Below are 23,505 nucleotides of genomic sequence, written 5' to 3' on the forward strand. Positions count from 1 at the left end.
TCACGCGTAATGCCGTTCCGGGACGGTGACGAAATACCCGGAGTCCAGCAGCTGCGGCAGATAGGCGCGCAGCGCCCGGACGCTCTGGGAGCGGTCGCCTCCGGCGTCGTGCGAGAGCACCACGACGCCGGGGGCGGCGCCGTTCTCGACCCGGTCGACGATCGTGCGGGTGCCGGGGGCGGTCCAGTCGAGGGTGTCGACGGTCCAGGCCAGCGGGTCCATGCCCAGCTCGGCGCCGAGCCGGAAGGCGGTGCGGTTCCAGGCGCCGTAGGGGGCGCGGAACCAGACGGGGCGTTCGCCGTAGGTGTCTTCGATGACGTCGCTGGTGCGTTCCATCTCCTCGCGGATCCGGCGACTGCTGAGACGGGTGAGCAGCGGGTGGGACCAGGTGTGGTTGCCGACGACATGGCCCTCGTCGGCCATCCGGGCGAGGAGGTCCCCGTTCTCGGCGACCATCTCGCCGCACACGAAGAACATCGCGCGGACGTCGTACTCGCGCAGGGTGTCCAGGATGTGTGGCGTGTAGCGGGGGTCGGGGCCGTCGTCGAAGGTCAGCACCATGGTGCGGCCCTGTCCGGACACGCTGAGCAGGGGTTCGCGCCGGATGAGGGTCCGGCGGGGCGCCACGCGGGGCGGGCCGTACCCCGTCAGGGGCTGGAGGCGGTAGCTGGAGGGCTTGAGCGCGGGGCGCGCCTGTGCGCCCGCGGCCGGGGCGGCGGTGCGGACCGGCTTGTCGGTGTCGCCCGCGACCTTCGCGAACACTCCGGCTGTGCCGGCGGCTCCGACGGCGGCGGCACCGGCGAGCAGCGCGCGGCGACGCGTGAGCAGACGTGGGGGCACCTGATCCTTCGTCATGACTCATCCGTCGCCCGATGAGCGACCGACGCACCAGTGCGACACCGGTACGGCCGTACGAAAACACCCGGCCGGCGCAGCCCTCAGGTCTGCGAGGCGCCGTCAGCGGCGGCGGACGAGGGGGAACGGCAGGGTCTCACGGATCGTCAGACCGGTGAGGAACATGACCAGGCGGTCCACGCCGATGCCGAGGCCTCCGGTGGGCGGCATGGCGTACTCGAGGGCGTCGAGGAAGTCCTCGTCCAGTTCCATCGCCTCGGGGTCTCCCCCGGCGGCGAGCAGGGACTGGGCGGTGAGGCGGCGGCGCTGCTCGACGGGGTCGGTGAGTTCGGAGTAGGCGGTGCCGAGTTCGGTGCCGAAGGCGACGAGGTCCCAGCGCTCGGCGAGACGCGGGTCGGTGCGGTGCTGGCGGGTCAGCGGGGAGACGTCGGTCGGGAAGTCCTTGTAGAAGGTCGGCAGCTGGGTCTTCTCCTCGACGAGCCGCTCGTACATCTCCAGAACGACGTCGCCTTGGCCGTCGTCTGCCGTGTACGGCACGCCCACGCGATCGCAGTACCGGTGCAGCCGGAGGAGTTCCGTGTCAGGGTCGATCTCCTCCCCCAGCGCCTCGGAGATCGCGCCGTACACCGTCTTGACCGGCCACTGCCCCGAGATGTCGTGCTCCGTGCCGTCCTTGCGGGCGACCGGCGAGCCGAAGGCGGCGGTGGCGGCCCCCTGGATCAGTTCGCGGACGAGGTCGAGCATCACGTCGTAGTCGGCGTACGCCTGGTAGGCCTCCAGAATCGTGAACTCGGGGTTGTGCTTGTAGTCGACGCCCTCGTTGCGGAAGGTGCGGCCCATCTCGAAGACCTTCTCCACGCCGCCGACGCACAGCCGCTTGAGATAGAGCTCGGGGGCGATGCGCAGATAGAGGTCGAGGTCGTAGGCGTTGATGTGGGTGGTGAACGGGCGGGCGTTGGCGCCGCCGTGGATCTGCTGCAGCACCGGCGTCTCGACCTCCAGGAAGCCGCGTTGCAGCAGGCCCTGGCGCACCGCCTGGATGGCGGTGGAGCGGGCCCGGACCACGTCGCGGGCGGCGGGGCTGGAGACCAGGTCGAGGTAGCGCATGCGGACCTTGGCCTCGGGGTCGGCGAGGCCGCGGCGTTTGTCGGGCAGCGGGCGCAGGCACTTGCCGATGAGCTGCCAGGAGGTGACGAAGACGGTCGGTTCGCCCTTGTCGCTGGCGCCGGCCAGGCCGGTGGCGCTGATGAGGTCGCCGATGTCGGTGTCGGCGGTGAAGCGTTTGAGGGCGGCGCCGGAGTCCTTGCGGGTGAGGGCGAGCTGATGGTCGCCCGACCAGTCGCGCAGCACGGCGAAGACGATGCCGCCGAAGTCGCGGACGAGCATGATCCGGCCGGCGACGGTGACCTGTTCGCCCTTGTGGACGTGGGCCAGTGCGTGGGTGCGGACCGGGATGCCGACCGGGTAGGGGTCGACGCCGTCGGCGCGCAGCCGGTCGAGGGTGTGGTGCCGGATGCGGACCTGCTCGGGCAGGCCCGCATCCGGCCCGGCCGCCCCGGCCTCGTCCCCTCCGTCGAGGCCGAGCGCCGCCAGCGAGGGCAGTCCTTCGGTGGTCGCGGGCCGCGGTCCGCCTCGCGGGTGCCCCTTTCTGCGGAGTTGGTGCAGCGACGGTACGGAGACGAAGCCCTCGGCGATGGCGGACGCCGTGCCGATGCGGGCGAGGGAGGCGGCCTCCCCGTAGCAGATGAACCGTGGGAACCACTGCGGCTGGTATTTGGCGTTGGAGCGGTACAGGGCCTCCAGCTGCCACCACTTGGAGAAGAACAGCAGCAGGCGGCGCCACAGCCGCAGCACGGGTCCGGCGCCGATGCGGGCGCCTTCTTCGAAGACGGAGCGGAACACGGCGAAGTTCAGGGAGATTCTGCGGATGCCCATCTTCGGTGCCGCCGCGCACAGGTCGGCGATCATGAACTCCATGACGCCGTTGGGAGCGCCGCGGTCCCGGCGCATCAGGTCCAGGGAGATGCCGTCCCTGCCCCAGGGCACGAAGGAGAGCAGCGCGAGCAGCTCGCCGTCCTCGCCGAGGGCCTCCACGAAGAGGCAGTCACCGTCGGCCGGGTCGCCGAGGCGGTCCAGGGCCATGGAGAAGCCGCGTTCGGTCTCGGTGTCGCGCCAGGCGTCGGCCTTGGCGATCAGCTCCTCCATCTCCGCCTCGGTGAGGGTGGAGTGGCGGCGGATGCGGCAGTGGGCGCCGGTGCGGCGGACCCGGTGCACGGCCTGCCGGGTGACCCGCATGTCGCGGCCGTCGAGGTCGAAGTCGGACACCTGAAGGATCGCCTCGTCGCCGAGTTGGAGGGCGCCGAGCCCGGCGCGCGCGTAGGCCTTGGCCCCGTCCTCGGAGGCGCCCATCGCGGCGGGCGCCCAGGCGTGCCGGCGGGCCGCCTCCAGCCATGCGGCGATGGCGCGCGGCCAGGCCTCCCGGTCGCCGACCGGGTCTCCGCTGGCGAGGCACACGCCGGCCTCGACGCGATAGGTGACGGCGGCCTTGCCGCTGGGCGAGAAGACGACGGCCTTGTCGCGCCGGGTGGCGAAGTAGCCGAGGGAGTCCTGGCCGCCGTAGGCCTTGAGGAGGGCGCGGATGCGGGCCTCCTCGTCGTCGTGGAGGGCGGCCTCCATGCGCTGCGAGCGGAACAGGGTGGCGGCGGCGTTCAGCAGGGCGAGCGCGCCGAACAGTCCGAGCACGAAGAACAGCGGGCGGGGCGGGCGTCCGTCGTAGGAGGCGCCGGAGACGAGGCCGCCGCAGACCCGGTCGGCGGCCCACGCCAGGCGCTGACTCTGCGGCAGCGTGCCGGGGAACAGTTCGACCAGCCCCCAGCCGATGAGGATTCCGACGGCCAGCCCGGCGACCAGGACACCGAGGGCCCGGCGTACGGCGGCGCGGCGGGAGGCGGCGTAGAACTCCTTGCGGGCGACGATCAGCAGGCCCAGGGCGAGGGCGCAGACGATCAGGGAGGGGACGGAGTCGGCGTAGTCGCCGAAGATCGTGCCGAGCAGGTCGCTCAGGACCAGCAGCCCGAGGTAGACGACCACCAGCCACCAGGCGATCTTCTTGCGGGCCGCTGTCGCGGCGGCGAGCAGGAAGAGGAAGACGGCGTAGGCGAGGTTGGCGCTGACGGGGACGATGATCTGGTCGAGGCCGCGCACGACCGGGCGGAGCGCGGTGCGCAGCGGCGGGATGACGGCCAGTAGGGCGCAGAGCAGTCCCAGGGCGCCGAAGAAGGCCGCGAATCCTTGCGGCACCCTGTGCAGGAAGCCGTTCCGGGGCGACCGTATCGGGCCCGTGGCACCCTTCTCGCGGGTGACCTCCACGGTGGCACTCATGCTCCGACTCTAGGAAGCCCGCGGCCTCCTCGCCCGTCGAGCGGCCTGCCCGACGGCGGGACCAGCGGCTTCCGATAGCCTCCGTGCCGTGACGGAACAGCACTCGCACCAGTTCGAGCGGGGCACTGACGGGCCCAAGGTCATCGTGGTCGGGGTGGACGGCTCCGACTCCTCGCTCCGCGCCGCGGCCTACGCCGGTGGCCTGGCCCGACGGCAGCACGCGCTGCTCGCCGTCGTGTACGTGCAGCCGGTGATGTCGGCGGGCGCGGCCCTCGGGGCGCCGGTTGCGGAGACCACCGACGAGATCGCCGAGGACCTGATCGCCCAGATCAGGGACGCGACCGAGCGGGTGAAGGGGATATTCGACATCCGCTGGGAGTTCCACACCTTCCCCGGCGACCCCTACAACGGCCTGGTGAAGGCGGCGGACGACCTGAAGGCGGACGCCGTGGTGGTGGGCGCCTCGGAGCAGGCCGGGCACCGGATCGTCGGTTCCGTCGCGGTGCGGTTGGTCAAGGCGGGGCGGTGGCCGGTGACGGTGGTGCCGTAGGAGCCGTACAGGCCGCAGTGACCGAGGGGCGGCGGGACGAGAGCTCGTCGCCCGGGTACGACGATCCGGCGCGGCGTTGGGGCTCGTGGCCGCGGCTCGCGCCGGACTCGCCGTCGGCGAACGATCTGAGTTGCCGCGCCGCCGGATGAGGGCGCGTCAGAGGGTGTGCAGGAACTCGGACAGGATCCGGTTGAAGATCTCCGGCTTCTCCAGGTTCGGGTAGTGGCCGACGCCTTCGATGACCTCGGCACGGCCGTCACGGACGGTGGCGGCGAGCCGCTCGGCCGCGGCGAGCATGTCGGCGGGTTCCAGGCCGCCGTTGAGGGTGAGCAGCGGGACGGCGATCTCCGATGCCCGGGCGAAGGTGTCGGTCACGGGCACGAACCAGTCCTTCTCGCCGGGCGTGTGCTTCGAAAGCGTGTTGCCGGCCATGTCCCGCATCAGGCGCAGGATGTCCTGGTCGACGTCGGCCAGGCTGCGGTGCTCGCCGGGCACGACCTTCACGAAGGCGTCGAGCCAGCCTTCGACATCCCCCGCGGCCAGCTTGCTCGCCATCTCGGCCTGGAGCGCGCGGGTCCAGTCGTCCGTGTACTGGAACTCTCCGGTCGCGGCGCCGCAGGTGACCACCGCACGGATGAGTTCCGGGTGCTCCAGCACCGTGTTGGTGGCGGCCAGCCCGCCCATCGAGACGCCGACGAGAACCGCGGGCCCGGCATCGAGGTGGCGCAGCAGGGCGGCCACGTCGTCGGCCCAGCGGAAGGGCATGGACGCGTTGGCGGAGGCCCCGTGGCCGCGTGTGTCCAGGGCGACCACCCGGTACTCGCCGGCGAGGGCCGGGATCTGACGGTGGAAGACCCGGTGGTCGACGTACCCGGAGTGGAGGAGGAGCACGAGGTCCCCTGAACCGCTGTCGAGGTAGGCGAGGTCGCCGTCGGCGGACGTGAAGGTGGTCAGTTCCGAAGCAACTGTCATGACAACCAAGGTGTCATCTTTTCAGGGCTTTGACAACCGAGGTGTCATGATGGACGCGTGACTCACGCCGACGCACCCCTCCCGCTCCCTCCCGACGAACTCGGCCGCCGCCTCACCGAGGTCTTCGACCTGGTGGGCCCCCTCTACCGGTTCGCCGCACGCAAGGTCGAACAGGGCGAACCGGTGGAGGGGGTGTCCGCCGGGGTACGGGCGGTCCTCAATCTGCTCCGGCAGCACGGGCCCATGACGGTGCCGCAGATGGGCCGGGCCCAGGCACTGAGCCGGCAGTTCGTGCAGCGCATGGTCAACGACGCGGCGGCCCGCGGCTGGGTGGAGCTCATCCCGAACCCCGCGCACCAGCGGTCGTCGCTGATCCGGCTGACCGAGGAGGGCAGGGACGTCATCGCGGCCGTCCTCGCCCGGGAGCACACCCTCAACCGGCAGGTGGGCGGGAGTCTGACCGACGCCGAGGTGCGGGCGTGCGTGCGGGTGCTTACGGAGATGGTGCGGACCTTCGACCACGTCGACATCGACTGAGCCCGCCCCTCCTACTCCGCCATCACCAGCCCGTCCTTCCCCGCCCCACGGCTCAGCACGACGTCCCGGATCCGGTCCCGCACGCCGCGCACGTCGGCGCCCTTGGCGAGCGCCCGATTGAGGTCGATCACGCGGCCGGCGTCGATGTCGAACAGCTGGGGCACGAACTCGGCCTTGGCCACCTGCCAGCGAGCACCCTTGCGGGCCGGCGGCTTGAAGGTGAAGCGGGCGAGGGTGGACTGGTTGCCGCGCGGGTCCTGCACGCCCCGGTCGTTGTACATCGCGCCGGCGATCTGGTTGCCCATGCCGTAGACCACCCAGGTGCCGTTGACCTTCTCGTACGCCTGCGGCACATAGGCGTGGGTGCCGAGGATCAGGTCGATGTCGGGGCGCCCGCCGGTGCGGGCGGCCGTGAGCTCGCGGGACAGGGCCAGTTGCTGGCTGTCGGGCGCGTCCTGCCATTCGGTGCCCCAGTGCAGCGATACGACGACCACGTCGGCGCCCGCCTTCCGGGCAGCGCGGGCATCCGTGAGGATCTTGGTCTGGTCCATCATGTTGACGGCCCACGGCTGCCCCGACGGAAGCGGGAAACCGTTGACGCCGTAGGTGTACGCGAGGTGCGCGACCTTGGCCGCCCCCGCGCGCAGCACGGTCACCGTGCGCGCCTCGGCCTCGGTGCGCGCCGTTCCCGCGTGCCGCACCTTCGCCCGGTCGAGGGCGTTCAGGGTGCGCAGGATGCCGGCGGCGCCGTCGTCGAGGCTGTGGTCGGAGGCGGTGGAGCAGCCGTCGTAACCGGTGGCGGCGAGGCCCCGGGCGACCTCCGGCGGGGACTTGAACCGGGGGTAGCCGGTGTACTCGCCGTTCTCGCCGTAGACGGTCTCCATGTGACACAGCGCCAGGTCGGCGCGCGAGACCACGGGTTCGACGCCGGCGAGCATCGGGCGGAAGTCGTATCCGGAGCCGCCCGAGTCGAAGCGGGCGCGTTCGATGATCGCGCTGTGCGGGAGGACGTCGCCGGAGGCCACGAGCGTGAAGCCACGGGGCTCCTTGACGGCGGGACCCGGGTTCCCCGGAGCGTCCCGGCTGTGGGCCTGGCAGGCGGCGCCCGCGGCGAGAACGGCGGTCGCAGCGAGGGCCACAACTCGACTGCGTGCGATCATCGGCTCACCCCTCGTGGTCGTATATACGCATCAATAGGTACGAAGCCATACCCGCCCGCAAACAATCCGGCCACTTTCATTAGGCCGTCCGGCGCGCGCCCCATAGGCGGAAGGAACCGTTCACCGAACCGTTCGCCGACGCGATCGACCGTCCGCCGCAGATCCGTGTGCGTGCCCTGTCCCGCAACAGGCACCTGCGATGCCATACGGCCATGACGGCCGGAATCACCCTCACGAACGGGACGACCGCCGAGCACGAGCTCGCAGCGCTGCAGCGCGAGCACGGCCGGCCCCTCTTCGCGCTCCTGCTCCGGCTCTGCGACGGCGACCGGCAGCGTGCCGAGGACCTCGTCCAGGAGACGCTGGTGCGCGCCTGGCAGCATCCCGAGGCCCTGCGCGCGGACGACTTCGACTCCGTGCGGCCGTGGCTGATGACCGTCGGGCGGCGGCTCGCGATCGACGCGCGGCGGGCTCGGCAGGCCCGGCCGCCGGAGGTCGGCGACGCGATCCTGGAGAACGCACGGGTGATGTCCGATCACGCCGAGCGGGCCGCGGAGATGCTCGATGTGCGCGATGCTGTGAAGACACTCACTCCGGAGCACCGTGAAGTTCTGGTGCTGGTGTACTTCCAAGGGGCGAGTGTTGCGGAAGCCGCTCAGACCCTCGGAATCCCGCCCGGTACGGTGAAGTCCCGCGCGTACTACGCGCTGCGGGCCCTGCGCCGGGTGCTTCCGGGATACGCGGCCGACCTGCGGTGAAACCAATGGCTTAGTCAAACCTCCGTAAAGCGCCTTGCTGAACACCCCGGTTGAGTAATCGGCTGTCCTCATCCGTGTTCCGGATTGGGCAGAGGCCCAGGGCCCCGGGGTAGGGCGACGCACTCACCGGAGGAAGGCAGGAAGGGATGCTGCACAGAGGTCAAGAGAGCACGGACGGCACCGGTGGCGGTGAACTGACCGTCCCCATGGCGTGGTTGTACGCCGAGTACATCGCCGACGAGCTGCTGCGGACCGGCGATCTCATGCCGCCGACGTCCTTCGAGTTCCGCGCCGGGCGCGATGCCCTGGCGCTCACCATCTACCTGTCCGACACCGACGGCGAGCTCTCCGGCATCCGGGTCGTCACCCAGCTGGAGACCTGGCTGTCGCTCACGGCCTACGACCAGCCGTGGCAGGAGTGGGTGCGCGAGCGCATGGCGGGCCTGGCGGCCGAGGCCGTCGAGTCGGGTGGGCCCGCGCCCGACCTGGAGCTGGCGGAGGCAGCCTGGCGCTGGCTGCAGGAGACCGAGCTGCTCGCGCCCGATCTGAACGCGGTACCGGGCGGCGGAGCGCTGGTCGGTGAGGACGACGGGCCGAAGGTGTGGACGCCGGCGTGGCAGCTCGGACTGCCGCTCGGGCACCTCGCCATCCATCTTTTTTAAGTTGTTTTCTTCTCGGACCAATCCTCGGCCCCGGCCGCTACGAATCCTTTGGTTGCGATTCGGTAGCGGCCTTGAGTGATTCGACTGCCTGGTGCGTACCAGTGGGCGCAAGGAGTAACACACCCCACACCCAACGGCACGAGGATTCGGCATGAGGTCCCTGGAGAGGCATCGCGACGTCGCCGCGTACGCGCTCGGCGTGCTGAACGAGGCGGAGGCTTTCCGCTTCGAGGACCACCTCATGGAGTGCCCCCGCTGTGCGGCACACGTGACCGAGTTCGGGCCCATCACCCGCCAGTTGATGCTGTACCGGCGGTCCACGCCCCAGTTCGTGCACCCCATGGCCAAGCCGGGCCCGCAGATGCTGAACCGGCTGCTCGAAACGGTGGCGGTCCGCCACCGCGCCCGGCGCCGGCGCACGATGTACGCCGTGGCGGCATCGGTGGTGATCGCCCTGGCCGGACCCGGAGTCGCGATGATCGCGAGCGGCGACGACAGTGCCGCACAGGTGGTCGAGGCGACCGACGCCCGTTCGGGTGTGTGGGCGCAGGTCACCACCGAGAACGAGGGCTACGGCAGCCAGGTGGAGCTGAAGGTGAAGGACGGCGCGGGGTCGCGCCCCTGTCATCTGATCGCCGTCGGCCGGGACGGCACGGAGGAGACCGTCACCAGCTGGCACGCCGGTGACCACGACACCGCGGAGAACACCATGACGGGGGCCTCGGCGATGCACATGGACGAGATCGCCCGCTACGAGGTGAGAACGGCGGACGGGGAGCACCTGGTGACGCTCAAGCCCCGTGAGCCGTAGTTCCGCTGTCTGAATGCACTTCGCTGCGGCCTGTTCCCTTCCGGCTACTTCAGCAGGCGCGACAGTCGGCGGTCCGCCAGCGGTTTCCCGCCCGTCTGGCAGGTCGGGCAGTACTGGAGCGAGGAGTCGCTGAAGGAGACCTCGCGGATGGTGTCGCCGCACACCGGGCAGGGCTCGCCGGTGCGGCCGTGGACACGCAGGCCGCTCTTCTTCTCGGCCTTCAGCCGGCCGGCCGCCACCCCGCGCGAGCGCTCGACCGCCTCGGTGAGGGTCGTCCGCAGGGCTTCGTACAGCGCGCCCGTCTCCTCGGGTGTCAGGGAGGCCGCCAGCTTGAACGGGGACATCTTCGCCGCGTGCAGGATCTCGTCGCTGTAGGCGTTGCCCACCCCGGCGATCAGGCTCTGGTCGCGCAGGGCGCCCTTGAGTTGGCGGCGTTCGTCCTTGAGCAGGGCCGCGAAGCGCGTCTCGTCGAAGTCGTCGGCGAGCGGGTCCGGGCCGAGGCGCGCGATGCCCGGGACCTCCTGGGGGTCGCCCACGACATACACCGCGAGGCGCTTTTGGGTTCCGGCTTCCGTGAGGTCGAAGCCCGCGCCTGTCTCCAGGGCCACGCGCAGCGCGAGCGGACCCTTGCCGGGGCGGGGCATCCCGCTGGGGAGCTCGTCCTTCCAGTGGAGCCAGCCCGCGCGGGCGAGGTGGGTCACCAGGTGGGGGCCGTCGGCCGTGACCAGGTCGAGGAACTTGCCGTAGCGGTGCACCGCGGTGACCTCGTGCCCCTCGACGGCGGTGACCGGCGGGTTGTACGTCTTCAGGACGCTGATCGCGACGGGCAGCACCCTCACGACCTCGTGGCCGACCAGGTTCTCGGTCAGGAAGTCCTTGAGCGCTTCGACCTCGGGGAGTTCCGGCATACGTCCAGAGTGCCATCCGGCACCGACAGGCTCAGCTCCGCTCCGGCACCACGAACTCGCACCACACCGCTTTGCCGCCGCCGCGCGCCTCCACGCCCCACACGTCCGTGAGCAGGTCGACGAGGAGCAGACCCCGGCCGGAGACGCCCGACTCCCCCGCCTCGCGGCGGCGCGGCAGGGCACTGGAGGAGTCCTCGACCTCGACCCGCAGCCGGCGGTCGGAGCCGGCGAGGACCCGCAGGGTCACGACGGCCGCGCCCTCGGTGTGCATCAGGGCGTTGGTGATCAGCTCGTCGGCGACCAGCTCGATCTCGTCGGCCCGGTCCTCGGCGCCCCAGGCGCGCACGGCGGCGCGGATCATGTGCCGGGCGCCGGTGAGGGCCTCGGGGTCACCGGGGGCGACATGCTGCTGAAGGCGGCCTCCGGCCTGCGGGGCGTCCAGGACCCGGCGGCGCAGCAGGAGCAGGGCCACGTCGTCGTCACCGCCGCGTTCCTCGGCGACGTCGATGAGGAGGTCGGCGAGATCCCGTACGTCGTTCGGGCCGGCCGCGATGAGCGCGGTCAGGGTCTGCATGCCGTCGTCGAGGTCGGCGCCGGGCTGTTCGACCAGGCCGTCGGTGCACAGCAGGAGGGTGTGGTCGGAGTCCAGCTCGATGGTGCCGACCGGGTATTCGAGCCGCCCGAACTCCGCCGACAGGCCGAGCGGCAGCCCGCCCTCCACCGCGACGCGCCGGCAGGCGCCTCCCGGTTCCCGCAGCAAGGGGTCGATATGGCCGGCCCTGACCACCTGCACGACTCCGGTGGACAGGTCGGCCTCCGCGTACAGGCAGGTCGCGAAGCGGTCGGTGTCCAGTTCGTGCAGGAACACCGAGGCGCGGGCCATCACCGTGGCCGGGGTGTGTCCCTCGGCGGCGTAGGCGCGCAGGACGATGCGCAACTGCCCCATGACGGCGGCGGCATGGGTGTCGTGGCCCTGGACGTCGCCGATGACGGCGCCGACCCGGCCGCCCGGCAGCGGGATCAGGTCGTACCAGTCGCCGCCGATGTCCCGGCCGAGCGAGGCGGAACGGTAGCGGACGGCGACGTCGGCGCCGGGCACGCTGGGGATGGTGCGGGGCAGCATGGCCTGCTGGAGGCCGGTGGCGAGGTCCTTCTCCTGCTCGTAGAACATGGCCCGCTGAAGGCTCTGCGCGATGCTGCTGCCGAGGGCGACGAGCACGTTGCGCTCCTCGGTGGTGAAGCCGCTCCGGTCGCTGTAGAGCAGTCCGATGGCGCCGATCGGCCGGGCCTGTGCGATCAACGGCATGTAGGCGGCGGCCGTGATGTTCAGGTCCGTGATGTTCGGCCAGAGGATCGGATAGCGCTCCGCGAACTCCTCCGGCGACTCGATGAAACGCGGGCTGAGGGTCCGTACGACCTCACTCATCGGGTACTGCTCGTCGATCCGGGTGACCATGGTGCCGGGCACGAAGCTGCCCGCGGGCCCCTCGGCGACCAGCCGGATGCGTCCGGCCTCGACCAGGCCCATGACCAGGCTGGTGGCGCCCAAGTGGGTGATGCCGTGGGTGTCCTTGAGGACGTCGATGACGTCCTGGACGGTGCGGGCGTGGGCGAGGGCGGCCGTGGTGACCTGGACGACGCTGGTCTGCTGACGACGCGCCTCGTACTCGGCCGCCTGCTCGCGCCGCTCCTCGCTCTCGGCGAGTTCTTCGGTGGCGTCCCGGACGATGCCGATGATGCGGCGGGGGCGGCCCGTCTCGTCGCGGCGGATGTAGCCCTGGGTGTGGGTCCAGCGCAGGGTGCCGTCGCGGCAGCGGATGCGGAAGTAGGCGCCGTAGTTCTCGCTGCCGTCCTTCAGGGCCTTGGAGACCAGGCCGTCCAGTCGAAAGGCCTCGGGGCGCGGCACCCGGATCGCCAGGCTCTCGGGCTTGCCGTCGTATTCGTCGGGGCGCACGTCGAAGACCTCGTGGGCCTGGGCGTCCATGTGGAACACCCCGGAGTCCAAATCCCAGTCGAAGCTGCCCATGCGATTGAGCGCCAGGATCGGATCCGGGTGGGCGGGCCAGTCGTCCGGGAGTGACAGGGCGCTCGCTCCCCGATCAACCATGGGGCCACCTTGCCAGGATTTGCCGGATTCTTCGACCGGGGCGACGGAACTGCCCTGCCCGATTCCATGACCATGTTCCGGCCTCTGTCAGCCGTTGAAGACGTCGGTCGGGCTGCCGAAGATGCTGCCGTTCGTCCGGTCGGAGGCGCCGGGGAGGACGGGCGCGTCGGTGCTGTCGGGGGCGTCGGGGATCAGCCCAGCGCCGTCGGGGGCGTCGGGGGCGTCCGGGACGGCCTGGGGTCCGACTTCCTCCGGGGACCCGGTGGAGGTCCCCGGCTGCGTGCGGGAGCCGGAGGGGCTGGGCGCGTCGGACGGCTCGGTCGAGCCGGGCGGCTCCGGCGGTGCGGGCGTGCGGCCGGGCTCGGTCGTCGGGGGCGTCGCTGTGGCAGTGGCGGTCGGACAGTCGGCGGGGAGGGTGCTGGGCGTGTCCGACGGGGCCCTGGCCGGCCTGCCGTCACTGGTCCCGGGCGCGGCGGTGGCCGTCGGGGTCACGCAGTCGGTCGGCGGCTCGGGCGGGGAGGTACGCCCATCGGACGGCGGCGCACTCCCGTCCTCGGGGAACACGCTGACGTCACCGCGCGGGCCGCTGTCGTGCGGAGTCGGAACCACCGGCTTCGGCGGCCGAACGGCGTGGTCGCGGTGGTGGCCTTGGTGACCGATCGGCCGTTCGATCCAGGTGTTGTCGACGACGTCGATGATCGTGATGTTGGTGATCATCCGGATCGTCGGGGCCACCACGACCACCTGGCTCGGCCGGTACCCGGACCAGGCCCGGCCGCTGGTGCCCGGGGTGCCGTGCGGGTGGACGGGCGGGGCGAGCGGGTTGCCGCAGGCGCAGCGGACGCGGGGCACACCGTGGTGGTCGACGAGGACGGCGGTGCCCGCCTGGAGGACGGACTGGTAGCCGGTTCCCATGCCGTCGCGGAACCCGTGGTTGGTGACCCGGGTGTCGGCACGAAGGACGACCGAGGTCAGCCCGCGCAGATAGGCGGGGATCGACGCCTGGGGAATGCCCGCCGCCTGGGCGAAGACGCGGGCCTTGGCACGGTCGGAGGTGAGCTTGTCGATCTGCCGCCGGACGTCACAGCTTCCGGCGCCCTGGGTGCCGCCGTACAGGCCGGGTGTCTCGCCGGACAGGGGCTGGAGCCCGGTCCGTCCCGAGTGCGCCGGCCTCGGCGTCCGGGTGATGGGCGACGGGGTGACGGTCGACGTGACCGTGGAGTCGGTGAAGGGGTCCGGCCCCTGGTCGGCGACGGGCTGGAGGAAGAGCTTGCCGCCCGTGTCCGCATCCTCGTCGCCGGCGACACCGCAGCCGGCGGCGACGAGCGCCGCCGAGAGCGCGCAGGCCGTGACGAGGGTTCGGGTGGGTGTCCGCACCACGTCCTCCCGCCGGTCATCGGAGATCAGCAATTTCGTCCCTAATTGTCTGCTTCACTCACTCGGGTTACGCAAGCGGAGAGGTGGTATACGGAGAGTCACAAGGGTCGCCCGACGCGACAATGGAGAGAGGAGGGGCACGGCTGTGGACTGGTTCACCGCACCGGACTACTGGACTAGCCGGCTGGTCTTCCAGCGGGCTCTGGCCGGTGTGTATCTCGTCGCGTTCCTGACGGCGGCACTGCAGTTCCGCGCGCTCATGGGCGAGCGCGGCATGCTGCCCGTGCCCCGCTTCGTCGAGCGGGTGCCCTTCAGGACCGCCCCGAGCCTGTTCCAACTCCACTACTCGGACCGGTTCTTCGCGGCCTGTGCCTGGTCGGGCTGTGCGGTGTCGGTGGCGCTGCTCGCCGGGCTGGACTCCGTGGTGCCGCTGTGGGGCGCCATGCTGCTGTGGCTGGTCCCGTGGGCGCTGTATCTGTCGATCGTGAACGTCGGCCAGACCTGGTACTCGTTCGGCTGGGAGTCGTTGCTGCTGGAGGTCGGCTTCCTGGCCGTCTTCCTGGGCAACGACGAGGTGGCGCCGCCGGTCGTGGTGCTGTTCCTGCTGCGCTGGATCCTGTTCCGCGTCGAGTTCGGCGCGGGCCTGATCAAGATGCGCGGCGACGCCTGCTGGCGGAAGCTGACCTGCCTGGACCACCACCACGAGACCCAGCCGATGCCGGGACCGCTGAGCTGGTTCTTCCACCATCTGCCGAGGCCTGTGCACCGGGTCGAGGTGGCCGCCAATCACGTCACCCAGCTCGTGGTGCCGGTCCTCCTCTTCACCCCTCAGCCGATCGCCACGGCCGCCGCGGCGCTGATGATCGTCACCCAGCTGTGGCTGGTTCTGTCAGGCAACTTCTCCTGGCTGAACTGGATCACCATCGTGCTGGCCCTGTCGGCGGTGCGCTTCCCGAGCGATCCGCCGTCCGTGCCCGACGCGCCGCTGTGGTACGTGATCGTGGTCCTCGTGGTCGCCGTGCTCCTCGCCGGCCTGAGCTACCACCCGGTCGCGAACATGATCTCCCGCCGCCAGATCATGAACCGCTCCTTCGACCCGCTCCACCTGGTCAACACCTACGGCGCGTTCGGCAGTGTCAGCAGGGTCCGGTACGAGGTGGTGATCGAGGGCACCGCCGACGACGTACCGCGAGAGGACTCGGACTGGCGGGAGTACGAGTTCAAGGGCAAGCCGGGTGATCCGCGGCGCTGGCCTCGGCAGTTCGCGCCGTACCACCTACGGCTGGACTGGCTGATGTGGTTCGCCGCGCTGTCGCCCGCATACGCCGGTTCGTGGTTCGGCGCACTGGTGGAGCGGCTGCTGGAGAACGACCGCGACACGCTGAAGCTGCTGCGCCGCTCGCCGTTCCCGCCGGACGTGCCGCCCCGCCATGTCCGCGCCCGCCTTTTCCGCTACCGCTACACGACCTGGCGCGAGCTGCGGGAGACGGGCGCGTGCTGGGAGCGGACCTTCGTACGGGAGTATCTGCCGCCGACGCGCCTGGCTGGCGTGGCTCAGAGGTCGTAGACGCGGGTGGCGGTCGCTTCGAAGATGTGCGCGCGATCGTCCGGGCCCGTCAACTCCTGTGCTGTGGCGAGCACTTGGCCGTACGGCGCCGCCAGTGTGGACACCGGCCAGTCGGAGCCGAACATCAGCCGCTGCGGGCCGAAGGCCTCCAGCACCACATCGGCGTACGGGCGCAGGTCGTCGACGGTCCAGGAGACCAGGTCGGCCTCGGTGACCATGCCGGAGAGCTTGCAGACGGTGTTCGGGAGTGCGGCGAGGGCGCGGACGTCGGACGTCCAGGGCGCGCGCTCGCCGGACGCGATGGGCGGCTTGCCCAAGTGGTCCAGGACGAAGGTGAGTTCGGGCAGGGAGGCGGCTGCCCTGGCGCAGGCGGGCAGCTGGTGGGGCAGCACCACGAGGTCGTAGGCCAGCCCCGCCTCGGCCACGGCGGCCAGTCCGCGCCGTACGTCCGCACGCAGCAGCCACTCCGGATCGGGCTCGCCCTGCACCTGGTGGCGGATGCCCTTCAGGTACCGGCCGCCGGGCAGCTCCCGCAGCCGGGCCAGTTCCTCGGCGACGTCCGGGCGGGTGAGGTCGGTCCAGCCGACGACGCCCGCGATCAGCTCGTGCTCGGCGGCCAGGGCGAGGAACTCCGGGGTCTCCTCGGCGACCGTGACCGTCTGGACGAGAACGGTACGGTCGACTCCGGCGGCCCGGGCCTCGGGGGCGAGGTCGTCGACCGTGAAGTTCCTTCTCAGTGGCTGGAGTTCGGGTCCCGCGATCCAGTCCTGGTCGCGCACCGACAGGTCCCAGACGTGGTGGTGGGCGTCGACGGTCGTCACGGCAGCTCCCACACGACGGGCAGCCCGGCGTCCGCGCCCTCGTCGGAGTAGTCGTGCACGACGTCCAGCAGCTCGGCCATCCGGGCCTGCCAGGCCACGTTGGCCGGCAGTTTCGCCAGCTCGGCGAGCAGGCGGCCGTAGTCCTCGCACTCCAGGACGTGGAAAAGGTCGGTGCCACTGCGCCAGATCGTCCAGGAGGTGGCACCGGCGGCACGGATCGCGTCCGTGAGCTCGGCCGGCACCTCCCGGTGAGCGGCCTCGTACTCGGCGACGCGGTCCGCGCGGACCTTGGTGTGCAGGGCGACTCTCATGACGGCACCTCGTTGACCAGGAGGCCTGTGTCCCGCAGCTCCTGCCAGAAGGCCGCGGGGACCGGTGTGGCGAACTGATCGACGCAGTCGTGGACTTCATCGGCCGAGCGGGCGCCCACCAGAACGCTCGCCACCGCCGGATGGGCCATGCAGAACGCCAGCGCGGCGGCGCGCAGGGTGATGCCGTGGCGCCGCGCGACCTCCTTCATGCGTACGGCCCGGTCCAGCAGGTCGGCCGGTGCCTCGGCGTAGTTGTAGGTCGCCCCCGGCTTGGGATCCGCGAGCAGACCCGAGTTGAAGGCACCGCCGATCACCACGGACACGCCTCGCTCCACGGCTGCGGGCAGCAGGTCCGTGAGCGCGCTCTGGTCGAGCAGCGTGTAGCGGCCCGCGCACAGCACCACGTCGACATCCGTGTCGTGGACGAAGCGGGTGAGCATCTCCGCCTGGTTCATGCCCGCGCCGATCGCGCCGACCACGCCCTGAGAGCGGAGCTTCTCCAGGGCCGGGTAGCCCTCCCGGAAGGCCTGCTCGGCGTGGTCGTCGGGGTCGTGGAGGTAGACGATGTCGACACGGTCGAGACCGAGCCGTTCCAGGCCGGCGTCCAGGGTGCGTCGTACGCCGTCCGCGCTGAAGTCCCAGACGCGGCGTTTCGTGGCGGGGACGGCGAAGCCGTTCGCCAGGTCGTCGCCTGCATCGGCCTGGGGTTCCAGGCGGCGGCCCACCTTGGTGGAGACCGTGTACTCCTCCCGCGGGTGCTCGCGCAGGGCGGCGCCGAGGCGGCGTTCGGACAGCCCGAGGCCGTAGTGGGGTGCGGTGTCGTAGTAGCGGATGCCGCGCTGCCAGGCGGCGGACACCGCCTCATGCGCCTGCTCGTCGGTGACCTGGGTGTAGAGGTTGCCGATGACGGCGGCTCCGAAGCCGAGTCCCCGGGGGATGCTCACTGGCTCACCGGCCGCAGGCGCAGGCCCTGCATGCCGCCGTCGACGGCGAGGGCGGTACCGGTGGTGGCGCCGGAGAGCGGGCTCGCCAGGTAGGCGACGGCGCCCGCGACGTCGGCGGCCGAGACGAGGCGGCCGGTGGGCTGACGGGCCTCCAGCGCGGTGCGTTCGGCGGCGGGGTCGGCGGCCGCGTCGAGCAGGCGGCCGACCCAGGGGGTGTCGACCGTGCCGGGGTTGACGCAGTTGACGCGGATGCCCTCGCGGACGTGGTCGGCGGCCATGGCGAGGGTGAGCGAGTACACGGCGCCCTTGGTCGCGCTGTACAGCGCACGCTGCGGCAGCCCGGCCGTGGCGGCGATGGAGCAGGTGTTGACGATCGCCGCGTGCGAGGACTCCCGCAGATGAGGCAGAGCGGCGCGGGCCACCCGGACCATGCCGACGACGTTGACGTCGAGGACCCGGTGCCACTCGGCGTCGTCGTTGTCCTCGACGGTGCCCTGGGCGCCGATGCCGGCGTTGTTGACCACCACGTCCAGTCCGCCGAGGCCGGCCACGGCGGCCGCCACGGCCTCGCGTACGGACACGTCGTCGGTGACGTCGGCGCGGAAGGCGAGCAGTGGCTTCTCGACGGAGGCCGGGTCCAGGTCCAGTACGGCGACCTGGGCGCCACGCGCGGCGAGGAGTTCGGCCGTGGCCCGGCCGATGCCGGAGGCGCCTCCCGTCACCAGCGCCTTGAGACCGTCGAAGTCGCTCATGCCGCGTGCCCCTTCTTCTGCGTCTGGAGGTCGGCGGCCCAGAAGGCGCCGTCCGGGAACGTGTAGCGCTCGATCGAATCGGGCCGCATGGCGGCGGAGAAGCCCGGCGCGGTGGGTGCCGTGTAGTGACCTTCCCTGATGACCACCGGGTCGAGGAAGTGGTCGTGCAGATGGTCGACGTACTCGATGACGCGGTCCTCGGTGGTGCCGGTGACGGCCACGTAGTCGTACATCGACAGGTGCTGGACGAGTTCGCACAGGCCGACGCCGCCCGCGTGCGGGCAGACCGGGACGCCGAACTTGGCGGCGAGCAGCAGGATGGCGAGGTTCTCGTTGACGCCGCCGACGCGGGCGGCGTCGATCTGGACGACGTCCAGGGCGCCGGCCTGGAGGAGCTGCTTGAAGACGACCCTGTTCTGCACGTGCTCGCCGGTGGCCACCTTCACCGGGGCGACGGCCTCGCGGACCGCCGCGTGGCCGAGGACGTCGTCGGGGCTGGTGGGCTCCTCGATCCAGTACGGGTCGAACTCCGCGAGGGCCTTGGTCCAGCGGATCGCCTCGGCCACGTCCCAGCGCTGGTTGGCGTCGATCGCCATACGGACGTCCGGCCCGACGACGGAGCGGGCGACACGGCAGCGCCGTACGTCGTCCTCCAGATCGGCGCCGACCTTCAGCTTGATCTGCCGGAAGCCGTCGGCGACGGCCTGGGCGGCGAGGCGGCCTAGCTTGTCGTCGTCGTACCCGAGCCAGCCGGCGGAGGTGGTGTAGGCGGGGTAGCCGCGCTCCAGCAGCCGGGCCGTGCGCTCCTCGGTTCCCTCCCGGCCCCGGCGCAGGATGGCCAGCGCCTCCTCGGGGGTGAGCGCGTCGGTGAGGTACCGGAAGTCGATCTGGCGGACGATCCACTCCGGGTCGGCGTCGGCGAGCAGGCGCCACAGGGGCTTGTCGGCGCGCTTGGCGGCCAGGTCCCACACGGCGTTCATGACGGCGCCGATCGCCATGTGCATCACGCCCTTCTCGGGTCCGAGCCAGCGCAGCTGGCTGTCACCGATCAGGTCGCGGTTGAGGGTCCCCGGGTCGGCGCACAGTTCCTCGACGGGCCGGCCCACGACGTGTCCGCGCAGCGCCTCGATCGCGGCGACCTGGACCTCGTTGCCCCGCCCGATGGTGAAGGTGAATCCGTGCCCCGCGTGCCCGTCCGTCCCGTCGGTGCGCAGCACGACGTAGGCGGCCGAGTAGTCCGGGTCCGGGTTCATCGCGTCGGAGCCGTCGAGCGCGCGCGAGGTGGGGAAGCGGATGTCGTAGGTGTCGAGCGCGGTCACGCGGACGGGGGGACCGGGGGTCGGGGACACAGAGGGCCTTTCGGTCGATGGTGGGGACGGCGCCGGGTCAGTCCTGCGCACGGCCCGTCGTCACGCGGGCGATCATGAGGGCGACCAGGATGATTCCGCCGTAGATGGCCTGGATCCAGAACGACGGGACCTGGGCGAGGGTGAGCAGGTTCTGGACGACACCCAGGAGGAGTACGCCGGTCAGGGCGCCGAACATGGTGCCCCGGCCGCCGTCGAGGCTGATGCCGCCGATCACCGCGGCCGCGAACACCTTGAAGATCATGTTGTTGCCCTGGTTGGCGCTGATCGCCCCGACGTAGCCGGTCTGGATGATCCCGCCGACGGCCGCGAGCGTGCCCGCCACGACGAACACGCCGAGCATCACGCGCTCGACCCGGATGCCGGCCGCGCGGGCGGCGTCCGCGTTGCCGCCGATGGCGTACAGGGCGCGCCCGATGCGGTGGTACTTCAGCACGAACCCGGTGATCGCGAAGGCGGCCGCCGCGAGCCACACCGACATCGGGATGCCGATGAAGGTCGTGGTGGCGAGGGAGTAGAAGCTGTCGGGCATGCCGAACAGCGTCTTGCCCTTGGTCGCGCCGACCATCAGTCCGCGCAGGACGATCAGCATCGCGAGCGTCACGATGAACGCGTTGAGCTTGAACTTGACGACCAGGACGCCGTTGAAGGCCCCGACGGCCGCGCCGACCACGAGGACCGCCAACAGGGAGAGTGCGGCGGGGAGTTCGGTGCCCCAGCCGGACTGGGCGGCGGGCAGCACGAGGAGCGCTCCGACGGCGGGTGCGATGCCGACCACCGACTCCAGCGACAGGTCGAACTTGCCGGTGATGAGGACCAGCGACTCGGCCAGCACGACCATCGCAAGGGCGGCGGAGGCGCCGAGGATCGAGATCAGGTTGCGTTCGGTGAGGAACGAGTCGTTCACGACCGCGCCGAGCACCAGGAGGAGCAACAGGGCCGGTACCAGGGCGAGTTCGCGGGCACGGCGGAGCAGGACCGTCCTGGCGGCACGGGCGTCCGGCACCTTGACGGGCAGGGCCGGTGGGGCCTTGGTGTCAGCCATTGTCGGCCACTCCTTCGATGGAGGCGATCAGCTCGTGGTCGCGCCAGCCCGCCGGGTGCTCGGCGACGACACGGCCGTGGAACAGGACGAGGACGCGGTCGCAGCGGCGCAGGTCGTCGAGTTCGTCGGAGACGACGAGTACGGAGGTGCCGTCCTCGCGGGCGCTGTCCATGCGGGCGAGCAGGGATTCCTTGGATTTCACGTCGACGCCCGCGGTGGGGTTGATCAGCACGAGCAGACGGGGGTCGGAGGCGAGGGCGCGGGCCATGACGACCTTCTGCGCGTTGCCACCGGACAGGTCGGAGACGGGCTGGTCGGGGCCCTCGGTGTGGATGTCGAGACGGTCGATGAGGGCGTGGGCAAAGCCGCGCTTGCGGTCGGTCCCGACGAAGCCGAAGCGGCCGAGCCGGTCGAGGACGCTCATGGTGGCGTTGTCGCCGATGGTCATGCCGGCGACCAGGCCCTGGTCGTGCCGGTCGCGCGGCACACAGGCGACGCCCGCCTTGAGGGCGGCCTGCACATCGCCGAACGGGAGCCTCTCACCGTCCAGTCGGGCACTCCCGCCGGTCGGGGTGTGCAGTCCCGCGAAGGACTCGGCAAGCTGGATCTTGCCGCTGCCGCTGATCCCGGCGAGTCCGACGACCTCGCCGCGGCGGACGGTGAGGTCGATGTTCCGGTACGCCGGCGAGGTGAGCCCGCGGGCTTCGAGCAGGACGGGGGCGTCGTGATCGACGTCCCTCGGGTCCACGGCCTGTTCGGCGATGGTCTCCAGCGACTCCCCCGCCATGGCCTCCACCAGCGCCCGGCGCGGGAGTTCGGCGACCGGTGCGGTGGTGATCCAGCGGGCGTCCCGCAGGACCGTGACGGTCTGGCAGACCTCGTACACCTCCTGGAGGTGGTGCGAGATGAACAGGAAGGTGACGCCGGAGTCCTGGAGCGCCCGCATCCGTGTGAACAGCCGCTCGATCTCGCGGTTGTCGAGCTGGGCGGTGGGCTCGTCGAGGATGATGAAGCGGGCGCCGAAGCTCAACGCCCGGGCGATCTCGACCATTTGACGGTCCTCGACCTTGAGGTCGGCGGTGCGGGCCCAGGGGTCGACGTGGACGTCCCAGGTGGCGAGGAGCCGGGCGGCCTCGGCGCGCAGCTTGCGCCAGCTGATGAAGCCGCGCTTAAGGGGCTGGCGGTTGATGAACAGGTTCTCGGCGACCGTCAGCTCCGGGACGACGGTGGGCTTCTGGTAGACGCAGGCCACCTTGCGGCGCCAGGCATCCCGGTCCGCCGGCGCGGGCGCGGGCTCTCCGTCGAAGCGGACCTCGCCCTCGTCGGCCGCCTGGAGGCCGGTGAGGATGTTGACCAGGGTCGACTTGCCGGCGCCGTTGCGGCCGACGAGGGCGTGGGACTCGCCGGGCACGACGCTGAGCCGGCCGTCGGCGAGGGCGGTGGTGGGCCCGTAGCGCTTGACGATGTCGCGCGCCTCGACGAGGGGTGTGATCACGGGCGTACTCATTTGACCGTGTTGCCCCAGAGCTTGGGGTCTTCGACGTTGTCCTTGGTGACCAGCGGGGCGGGCAGCTGGTCCTCCAGGATGCCGCTGGGGAGTTCGACAATGGTCGAGTCGTGGTCCGTCGGGCCGGGCTTGAAGGTCTTCCCCGCCATCGCGGCCTTGATGTAGTACATGCCGTACTTGGCGTACAGGTCGGCGGGCTGGGAGACGGTCGCGTCGATCTCGCCCTTGCGGATGGCGTCGAACTCCTGCGGGATGCCGTCGTTGGAGACGATGGTGATGTGGCCCGACTGGCCGGCCTTCTTCAGCATCCCCTTGGACTTGAGGGTCTGGATGGTCGGCGCGAGGTAGACGCCGCCGGCCTGCATGTAGATGCCCTTGATGTCGGGGTTGGCGTTCAGGAGGGTGTCCAGCTTGGAGGCCGCGGTGTCCGACTCCCACTTGGCCGGTATCTCCAGGACCTTCAGCTTGGGGAAGTTCTTCTTCACGCAGGCGCGGAACGCCTCCGAGCGGTCACGGCCGTTGACCGAGGCGAGGTCGCCCATGATCTGTACGACCTTGCCGGAGGGGATCTGCTCGCCGAGGTACTGGCAGGCCTTCTCGCCGTAGGCCACGTTGTCGGCGCGCACCACCATCGCGACCTTGCCCTTGTCGGGCGCCACGTCGACGGCGACCACCGGCACGCCCTTGCGCTCCGCCTGGTCGAGGCCCGCTTCGATGGCCGCGCTGTCCAGCGGGGCGACGACGAGGCCCTTCACGCCCTGGTTGAGCTGGTTGTTGATGTCGGTGATCTGCTGGGAGGGGTCACTGTTGGAGTTGACCGTCTTGAGCGCCTCGACGCCTTCGGAGTCGGCCATCTTGGGCACATAGTCGTTGTACGACTGCCAGAACGGCGAGGTCAGCAGGGGCAGGATCACCCCGACCTTGCCGCTGCCGCCGCCTTCGGCGCTCGCGGCGCCGGTGTCCTTGGTGCTGCCGCACGCGGCGAGCACGAGACAGGCGCCGGCGACTGCGGCCACCGCTTTGCCCCTCCGCGAACTGTTCTGCTTCCGCGCTGTCGTGCCGTGCATCTGGCCGTGCATCTGGCGGCTCCTCGTTGAGCGTGTTCGAGCAGAT

The 23,505-nt window shown here is 71.0% G+C and carries 21 protein-coding genes; 6 read left to right on the forward strand and 15 right to left on the reverse strand.

Annotation, left to right across the window (positions count from 1 at the left end; genetic code table 11):
* Together ACZ7L5_RS11310 and lysX are read right to left on the reverse strand one after the other, a co-directional pair.
* Complete coding sequence (locus ACZ7L5_RS11310; RefSeq protein WP_471516345.1) at positions 1 to 855, reverse strand: polysaccharide deacetylase family protein; 855 nt, start codon at positions 853 to 855, stop codon at positions 1 to 3.
* 102 nt (positions 856 to 957) lie between these two features.
* The gene (lysX, locus tag ACZ7L5_RS11315) at positions 958 to 4,236 is read right to left on the reverse strand and encodes a bifunctional lysylphosphatidylglycerol synthetase/lysine--tRNA ligase LysX (RefSeq protein WP_471516347.1); all 3,279 of its coding nucleotides are present in this window, start codon (positions 4,234 to 4,236) and stop codon (positions 958 to 960) included.
* Between the two features lie 88 nt (positions 4,237 to 4,324).
* On the opposite strand from lysX, the gene ACZ7L5_RS11320 reads away from it, so the two are divergent.
* The gene (locus tag ACZ7L5_RS11320; protein WP_471516349.1) at positions 4,325 to 4,786 is read left to right on the forward strand and encodes a universal stress protein; all 462 of its coding nucleotides are present in this window, start codon (positions 4,325 to 4,327) and stop codon (positions 4,784 to 4,786) included.
* Positions 4,787 to 4,942: 156 nt separating this feature from the next.
* Here the strand turns inward: ACZ7L5_RS11320 and ACZ7L5_RS11325 are convergent, their stop codons facing one another.
* Positions 4,943 to 5,758 (reverse strand): alpha/beta fold hydrolase, encoded by an 816-nt coding sequence (locus ACZ7L5_RS11325; protein WP_471516351.1) that lies wholly within the window; start codon positions 5,756 to 5,758, stop codon positions 4,943 to 4,945.
* Between the two features lie 57 nt (positions 5,759 to 5,815).
* Between ACZ7L5_RS11325 and ACZ7L5_RS11330 the strand changes: the two genes are divergently transcribed.
* On the forward strand, positions 5,816 to 6,295 hold the full coding sequence (locus ACZ7L5_RS11330) for a MarR family winged helix-turn-helix transcriptional regulator (RefSeq protein WP_362383465.1): 480 nt from the start codon (positions 5,816 to 5,818) through the stop codon (positions 6,293 to 6,295).
* 11 nt (positions 6,296 to 6,306) lie between these two features.
* On the opposite strand, the gene ACZ7L5_RS11335 is transcribed toward ACZ7L5_RS11330, so the two are convergent.
* Positions 6,307 to 7,455, reverse strand: a complete 1,149-nt coding sequence (locus ACZ7L5_RS11335; RefSeq protein WP_328877737.1) for a CapA family protein — start codon at positions 7,453 to 7,455, stop codon at positions 6,307 to 6,309.
* 212 nt (positions 7,456 to 7,667) lie between these two features.
* Between ACZ7L5_RS11335 and ACZ7L5_RS11340 the strand changes: the two genes are divergently transcribed.
* The 3 genes from ACZ7L5_RS11340 to ACZ7L5_RS11350 all read left to right on the forward strand — a co-directional run bounded on the left by ACZ7L5_RS11340 (position 7,668) and on the right by ACZ7L5_RS11350 (position 9,686).
* Positions 7,668 to 8,213: a sigma-70 family RNA polymerase sigma factor gene (locus tag ACZ7L5_RS11340; RefSeq protein WP_467477374.1), complete on the forward strand. Its 546-nt coding sequence runs from the start codon at positions 7,668 to 7,670 to the stop codon at positions 8,211 to 8,213.
* Between the two features lie 146 nt (positions 8,214 to 8,359).
* Complete coding sequence (locus tag ACZ7L5_RS11345; RefSeq protein ID WP_328877739.1) at positions 8,360 to 8,875, forward strand: hypothetical protein; 516 nt, start codon at positions 8,360 to 8,362, stop codon at positions 8,873 to 8,875.
* A gap of 151 nt (positions 8,876 to 9,026) precedes the next feature.
* On the forward strand, positions 9,027 to 9,686 hold the full coding sequence (locus ACZ7L5_RS11350) for a zf-HC2 domain-containing protein (protein WP_365052908.1): 660 nt from the start codon (positions 9,027 to 9,029) through the stop codon (positions 9,684 to 9,686).
* A 44-nt stretch (positions 9,687 to 9,730) separates the two neighbouring features.
* Here the strand turns inward: ACZ7L5_RS11350 and ACZ7L5_RS11355 are convergent, their stop codons facing one another.
* The 3 genes from ACZ7L5_RS11355 to ACZ7L5_RS11365 all read right to left on the reverse strand — a co-directional run bounded on the left by ACZ7L5_RS11355 (position 9,731) and on the right by ACZ7L5_RS11365 (position 14,111).
* Positions 9,731 to 10,594, reverse strand: coding sequence for an Fpg/Nei family DNA glycosylase (locus ACZ7L5_RS11355; protein ID WP_384184005.1), 864 nt, complete (start codon positions 10,592 to 10,594; stop codon positions 9,731 to 9,733).
* Positions 10,595 to 10,625: 31 nt separating this feature from the next.
* Positions 10,626 to 12,701, reverse strand: coding sequence for a SpoIIE family protein phosphatase (locus tag ACZ7L5_RS11360; protein WP_471516356.1), 2,076 nt, complete (start codon positions 12,699 to 12,701; stop codon positions 10,626 to 10,628).
* A gap of 87 nt (positions 12,702 to 12,788) precedes the next feature.
* Positions 12,789 to 14,111 (reverse strand): DUF6777 domain-containing protein, encoded by a 1,323-nt coding sequence (locus ACZ7L5_RS11365; protein WP_471516358.1) that lies wholly within the window; start codon positions 14,109 to 14,111, stop codon positions 12,789 to 12,791.
* Positions 14,112 to 14,223: 112 nt separating this feature from the next.
* Here ACZ7L5_RS11365 and ACZ7L5_RS11370 point away from each other — a divergent pair, with 112 nt between their 5' ends.
* Positions 14,224 to 15,645, forward strand: coding sequence for a lipase maturation factor family protein (locus ACZ7L5_RS11370; protein ID WP_471516359.1), 1,422 nt, complete (start codon positions 14,224 to 14,226; stop codon positions 15,643 to 15,645).
* On the opposite strand, the gene ACZ7L5_RS11375 is transcribed toward ACZ7L5_RS11370, so the two are convergent.
* From ACZ7L5_RS11375 to ACZ7L5_RS11410, 8 genes are read right to left on the reverse strand one after another with little or no spacing between them, the layout of a single operon-like run.
* Positions 15,633 to 16,466 (reverse strand): amidohydrolase family protein, encoded by an 834-nt coding sequence (locus ACZ7L5_RS11375; RefSeq protein WP_471516361.1) that lies wholly within the window; start codon positions 16,464 to 16,466, stop codon positions 15,633 to 15,635. The genes ACZ7L5_RS11370 and ACZ7L5_RS11375 overlap by 13 nt on opposite strands.
* On the reverse strand, positions 16,463 to 16,777 hold the full coding sequence (locus ACZ7L5_RS11380; protein ID WP_471516363.1) for an L-rhamnose mutarotase: 315 nt from the start codon (positions 16,775 to 16,777) through the stop codon (positions 16,463 to 16,465). The genes ACZ7L5_RS11375 and ACZ7L5_RS11380 overlap by 4 nt, the downstream gene beginning before the upstream one ends.
* The gene (locus ACZ7L5_RS11385) at positions 16,774 to 17,721 is read right to left on the reverse strand and encodes an aldo/keto reductase (protein WP_471516365.1); all 948 of its coding nucleotides are present in this window, start codon (positions 17,719 to 17,721) and stop codon (positions 16,774 to 16,776) included. Before ACZ7L5_RS11385 ends, ACZ7L5_RS11380 begins: the two co-directional genes overlap by 4 nt.
* Positions 17,718 to 18,473: an SDR family NAD(P)-dependent oxidoreductase gene (locus ACZ7L5_RS11390; RefSeq protein WP_471516367.1), complete on the reverse strand. Its 756-nt coding sequence runs from the start codon at positions 18,471 to 18,473 to the stop codon at positions 17,718 to 17,720. Before ACZ7L5_RS11390 ends, ACZ7L5_RS11385 begins: the two co-directional genes overlap by 4 nt.
* Complete coding sequence (locus ACZ7L5_RS11395) at positions 18,470 to 19,822, reverse strand: L-fuconate dehydratase (protein WP_471516369.1); 1,353 nt, start codon at positions 19,820 to 19,822, stop codon at positions 18,470 to 18,472. Before ACZ7L5_RS11395 ends, ACZ7L5_RS11390 begins: the two co-directional genes overlap by 4 nt.
* Positions 19,823 to 19,859: 37 nt before the next feature.
* Positions 19,860 to 20,885, reverse strand: a complete 1,026-nt coding sequence (locus ACZ7L5_RS11400) for an ABC transporter permease (RefSeq protein ID WP_471516371.1) — start codon at positions 20,883 to 20,885, stop codon at positions 19,860 to 19,862.
* Positions 20,878 to 22,392, reverse strand: a complete 1,515-nt coding sequence (locus ACZ7L5_RS11405) for a sugar ABC transporter ATP-binding protein (protein ID WP_471516373.1) — start codon at positions 22,390 to 22,392, stop codon at positions 20,878 to 20,880. The genes ACZ7L5_RS11400 and ACZ7L5_RS11405 overlap by 8 nt, the downstream gene beginning before the upstream one ends.
* Complete coding sequence (locus ACZ7L5_RS11410) at positions 22,389 to 23,459, reverse strand: sugar ABC transporter substrate-binding protein (RefSeq protein WP_471516747.1); 1,071 nt, start codon at positions 23,457 to 23,459, stop codon at positions 22,389 to 22,391. Before ACZ7L5_RS11410 ends, ACZ7L5_RS11405 begins: the two co-directional genes overlap by 4 nt.
* Between the last annotated feature and the right edge of the window lie 46 nt (positions 23,460 to 23,505).

Source organism: Streptomyces sp. NPDC107528 (assembly GCF_055639295.1).

Excerpts from the sequence above, each read along its gene's own strand:
- ACZ7L5_RS11335 (WP_328877737.1), bottom strand. The coding sequence starts at position 7,455 with ATGATCGCACGCAGTCGAGTTGTGGCCCTCGCTGCGACCGCCGTTCTC.
- lysX (WP_471516347.1), bottom strand. The coding sequence starts at position 4,236 with ATGAGTGCCACCGTGGAGGTCACCCGCGAGAAGGGTGCCACGGGCCCG.
- ACZ7L5_RS11350 (WP_365052908.1), top strand. The coding sequence starts at position 9,027 with ATGAGGTCCCTGGAGAGGCATCGCGACGTCGCCGCGTACGCGCTCGGC.
- ACZ7L5_RS11325 (WP_471516351.1), bottom strand. The coding sequence starts at position 5,758 with ATGACAGTTGCTTCGGAACTGACCACCTTCACGTCCGCCGACGGCGAC.
- ACZ7L5_RS11390 (WP_471516367.1), bottom strand. The coding sequence starts at position 18,473 with ATGAGCGACTTCGACGGTCTCAAGGCGCTGGTGACGGGAGGCGCCTCC.
- ACZ7L5_RS11400 (WP_471516371.1), bottom strand. The coding sequence starts at position 20,885 with ATGGCTGACACCAAGGCCCCACCGGCCCTGCCCGTCAAGGTGCCGGAC.
- ACZ7L5_RS11410 (WP_471516747.1), bottom strand. The coding sequence starts at position 23,459 with ATGCACGGCACGACAGCGCGGAAGCAGAACAGTTCGCGGAGGGGCAAA.
- ACZ7L5_RS11310 (WP_471516345.1), bottom strand. The coding sequence starts at position 855 with ATGACGAAGGATCAGGTGCCCCCACGTCTGCTCACGCGTCGCCGCGCG.
- ACZ7L5_RS11380 (WP_471516363.1), bottom strand. The coding sequence starts at position 16,777 with ATGAGAGTCGCCCTGCACACCAAGGTCCGCGCGGACCGCGTCGCCGAG.
- ACZ7L5_RS11345 (WP_328877739.1), top strand. The coding sequence starts at position 8,360 with ATGCTGCACAGAGGTCAAGAGAGCACGGACGGCACCGGTGGCGGTGAA.
- ACZ7L5_RS11340 (WP_467477374.1), top strand. The coding sequence starts at position 7,668 with ATGACGGCCGGAATCACCCTCACGAACGGGACGACCGCCGAGCACGAG.
- ACZ7L5_RS11360 (WP_471516356.1), bottom strand. The coding sequence starts at position 12,701 with ATGGTTGATCGGGGAGCGAGCGCCCTGTCACTCCCGGACGACTGGCCC.
- ACZ7L5_RS11405 (WP_471516373.1), bottom strand. The coding sequence starts at position 22,392 with ATGAGTACGCCCGTGATCACACCCCTCGTCGAGGCGCGCGACATCGTC.
- ACZ7L5_RS11355 (WP_384184005.1), bottom strand. The coding sequence starts at position 10,594 with ATGCCGGAACTCCCCGAGGTCGAAGCGCTCAAGGACTTCCTGACCGAG.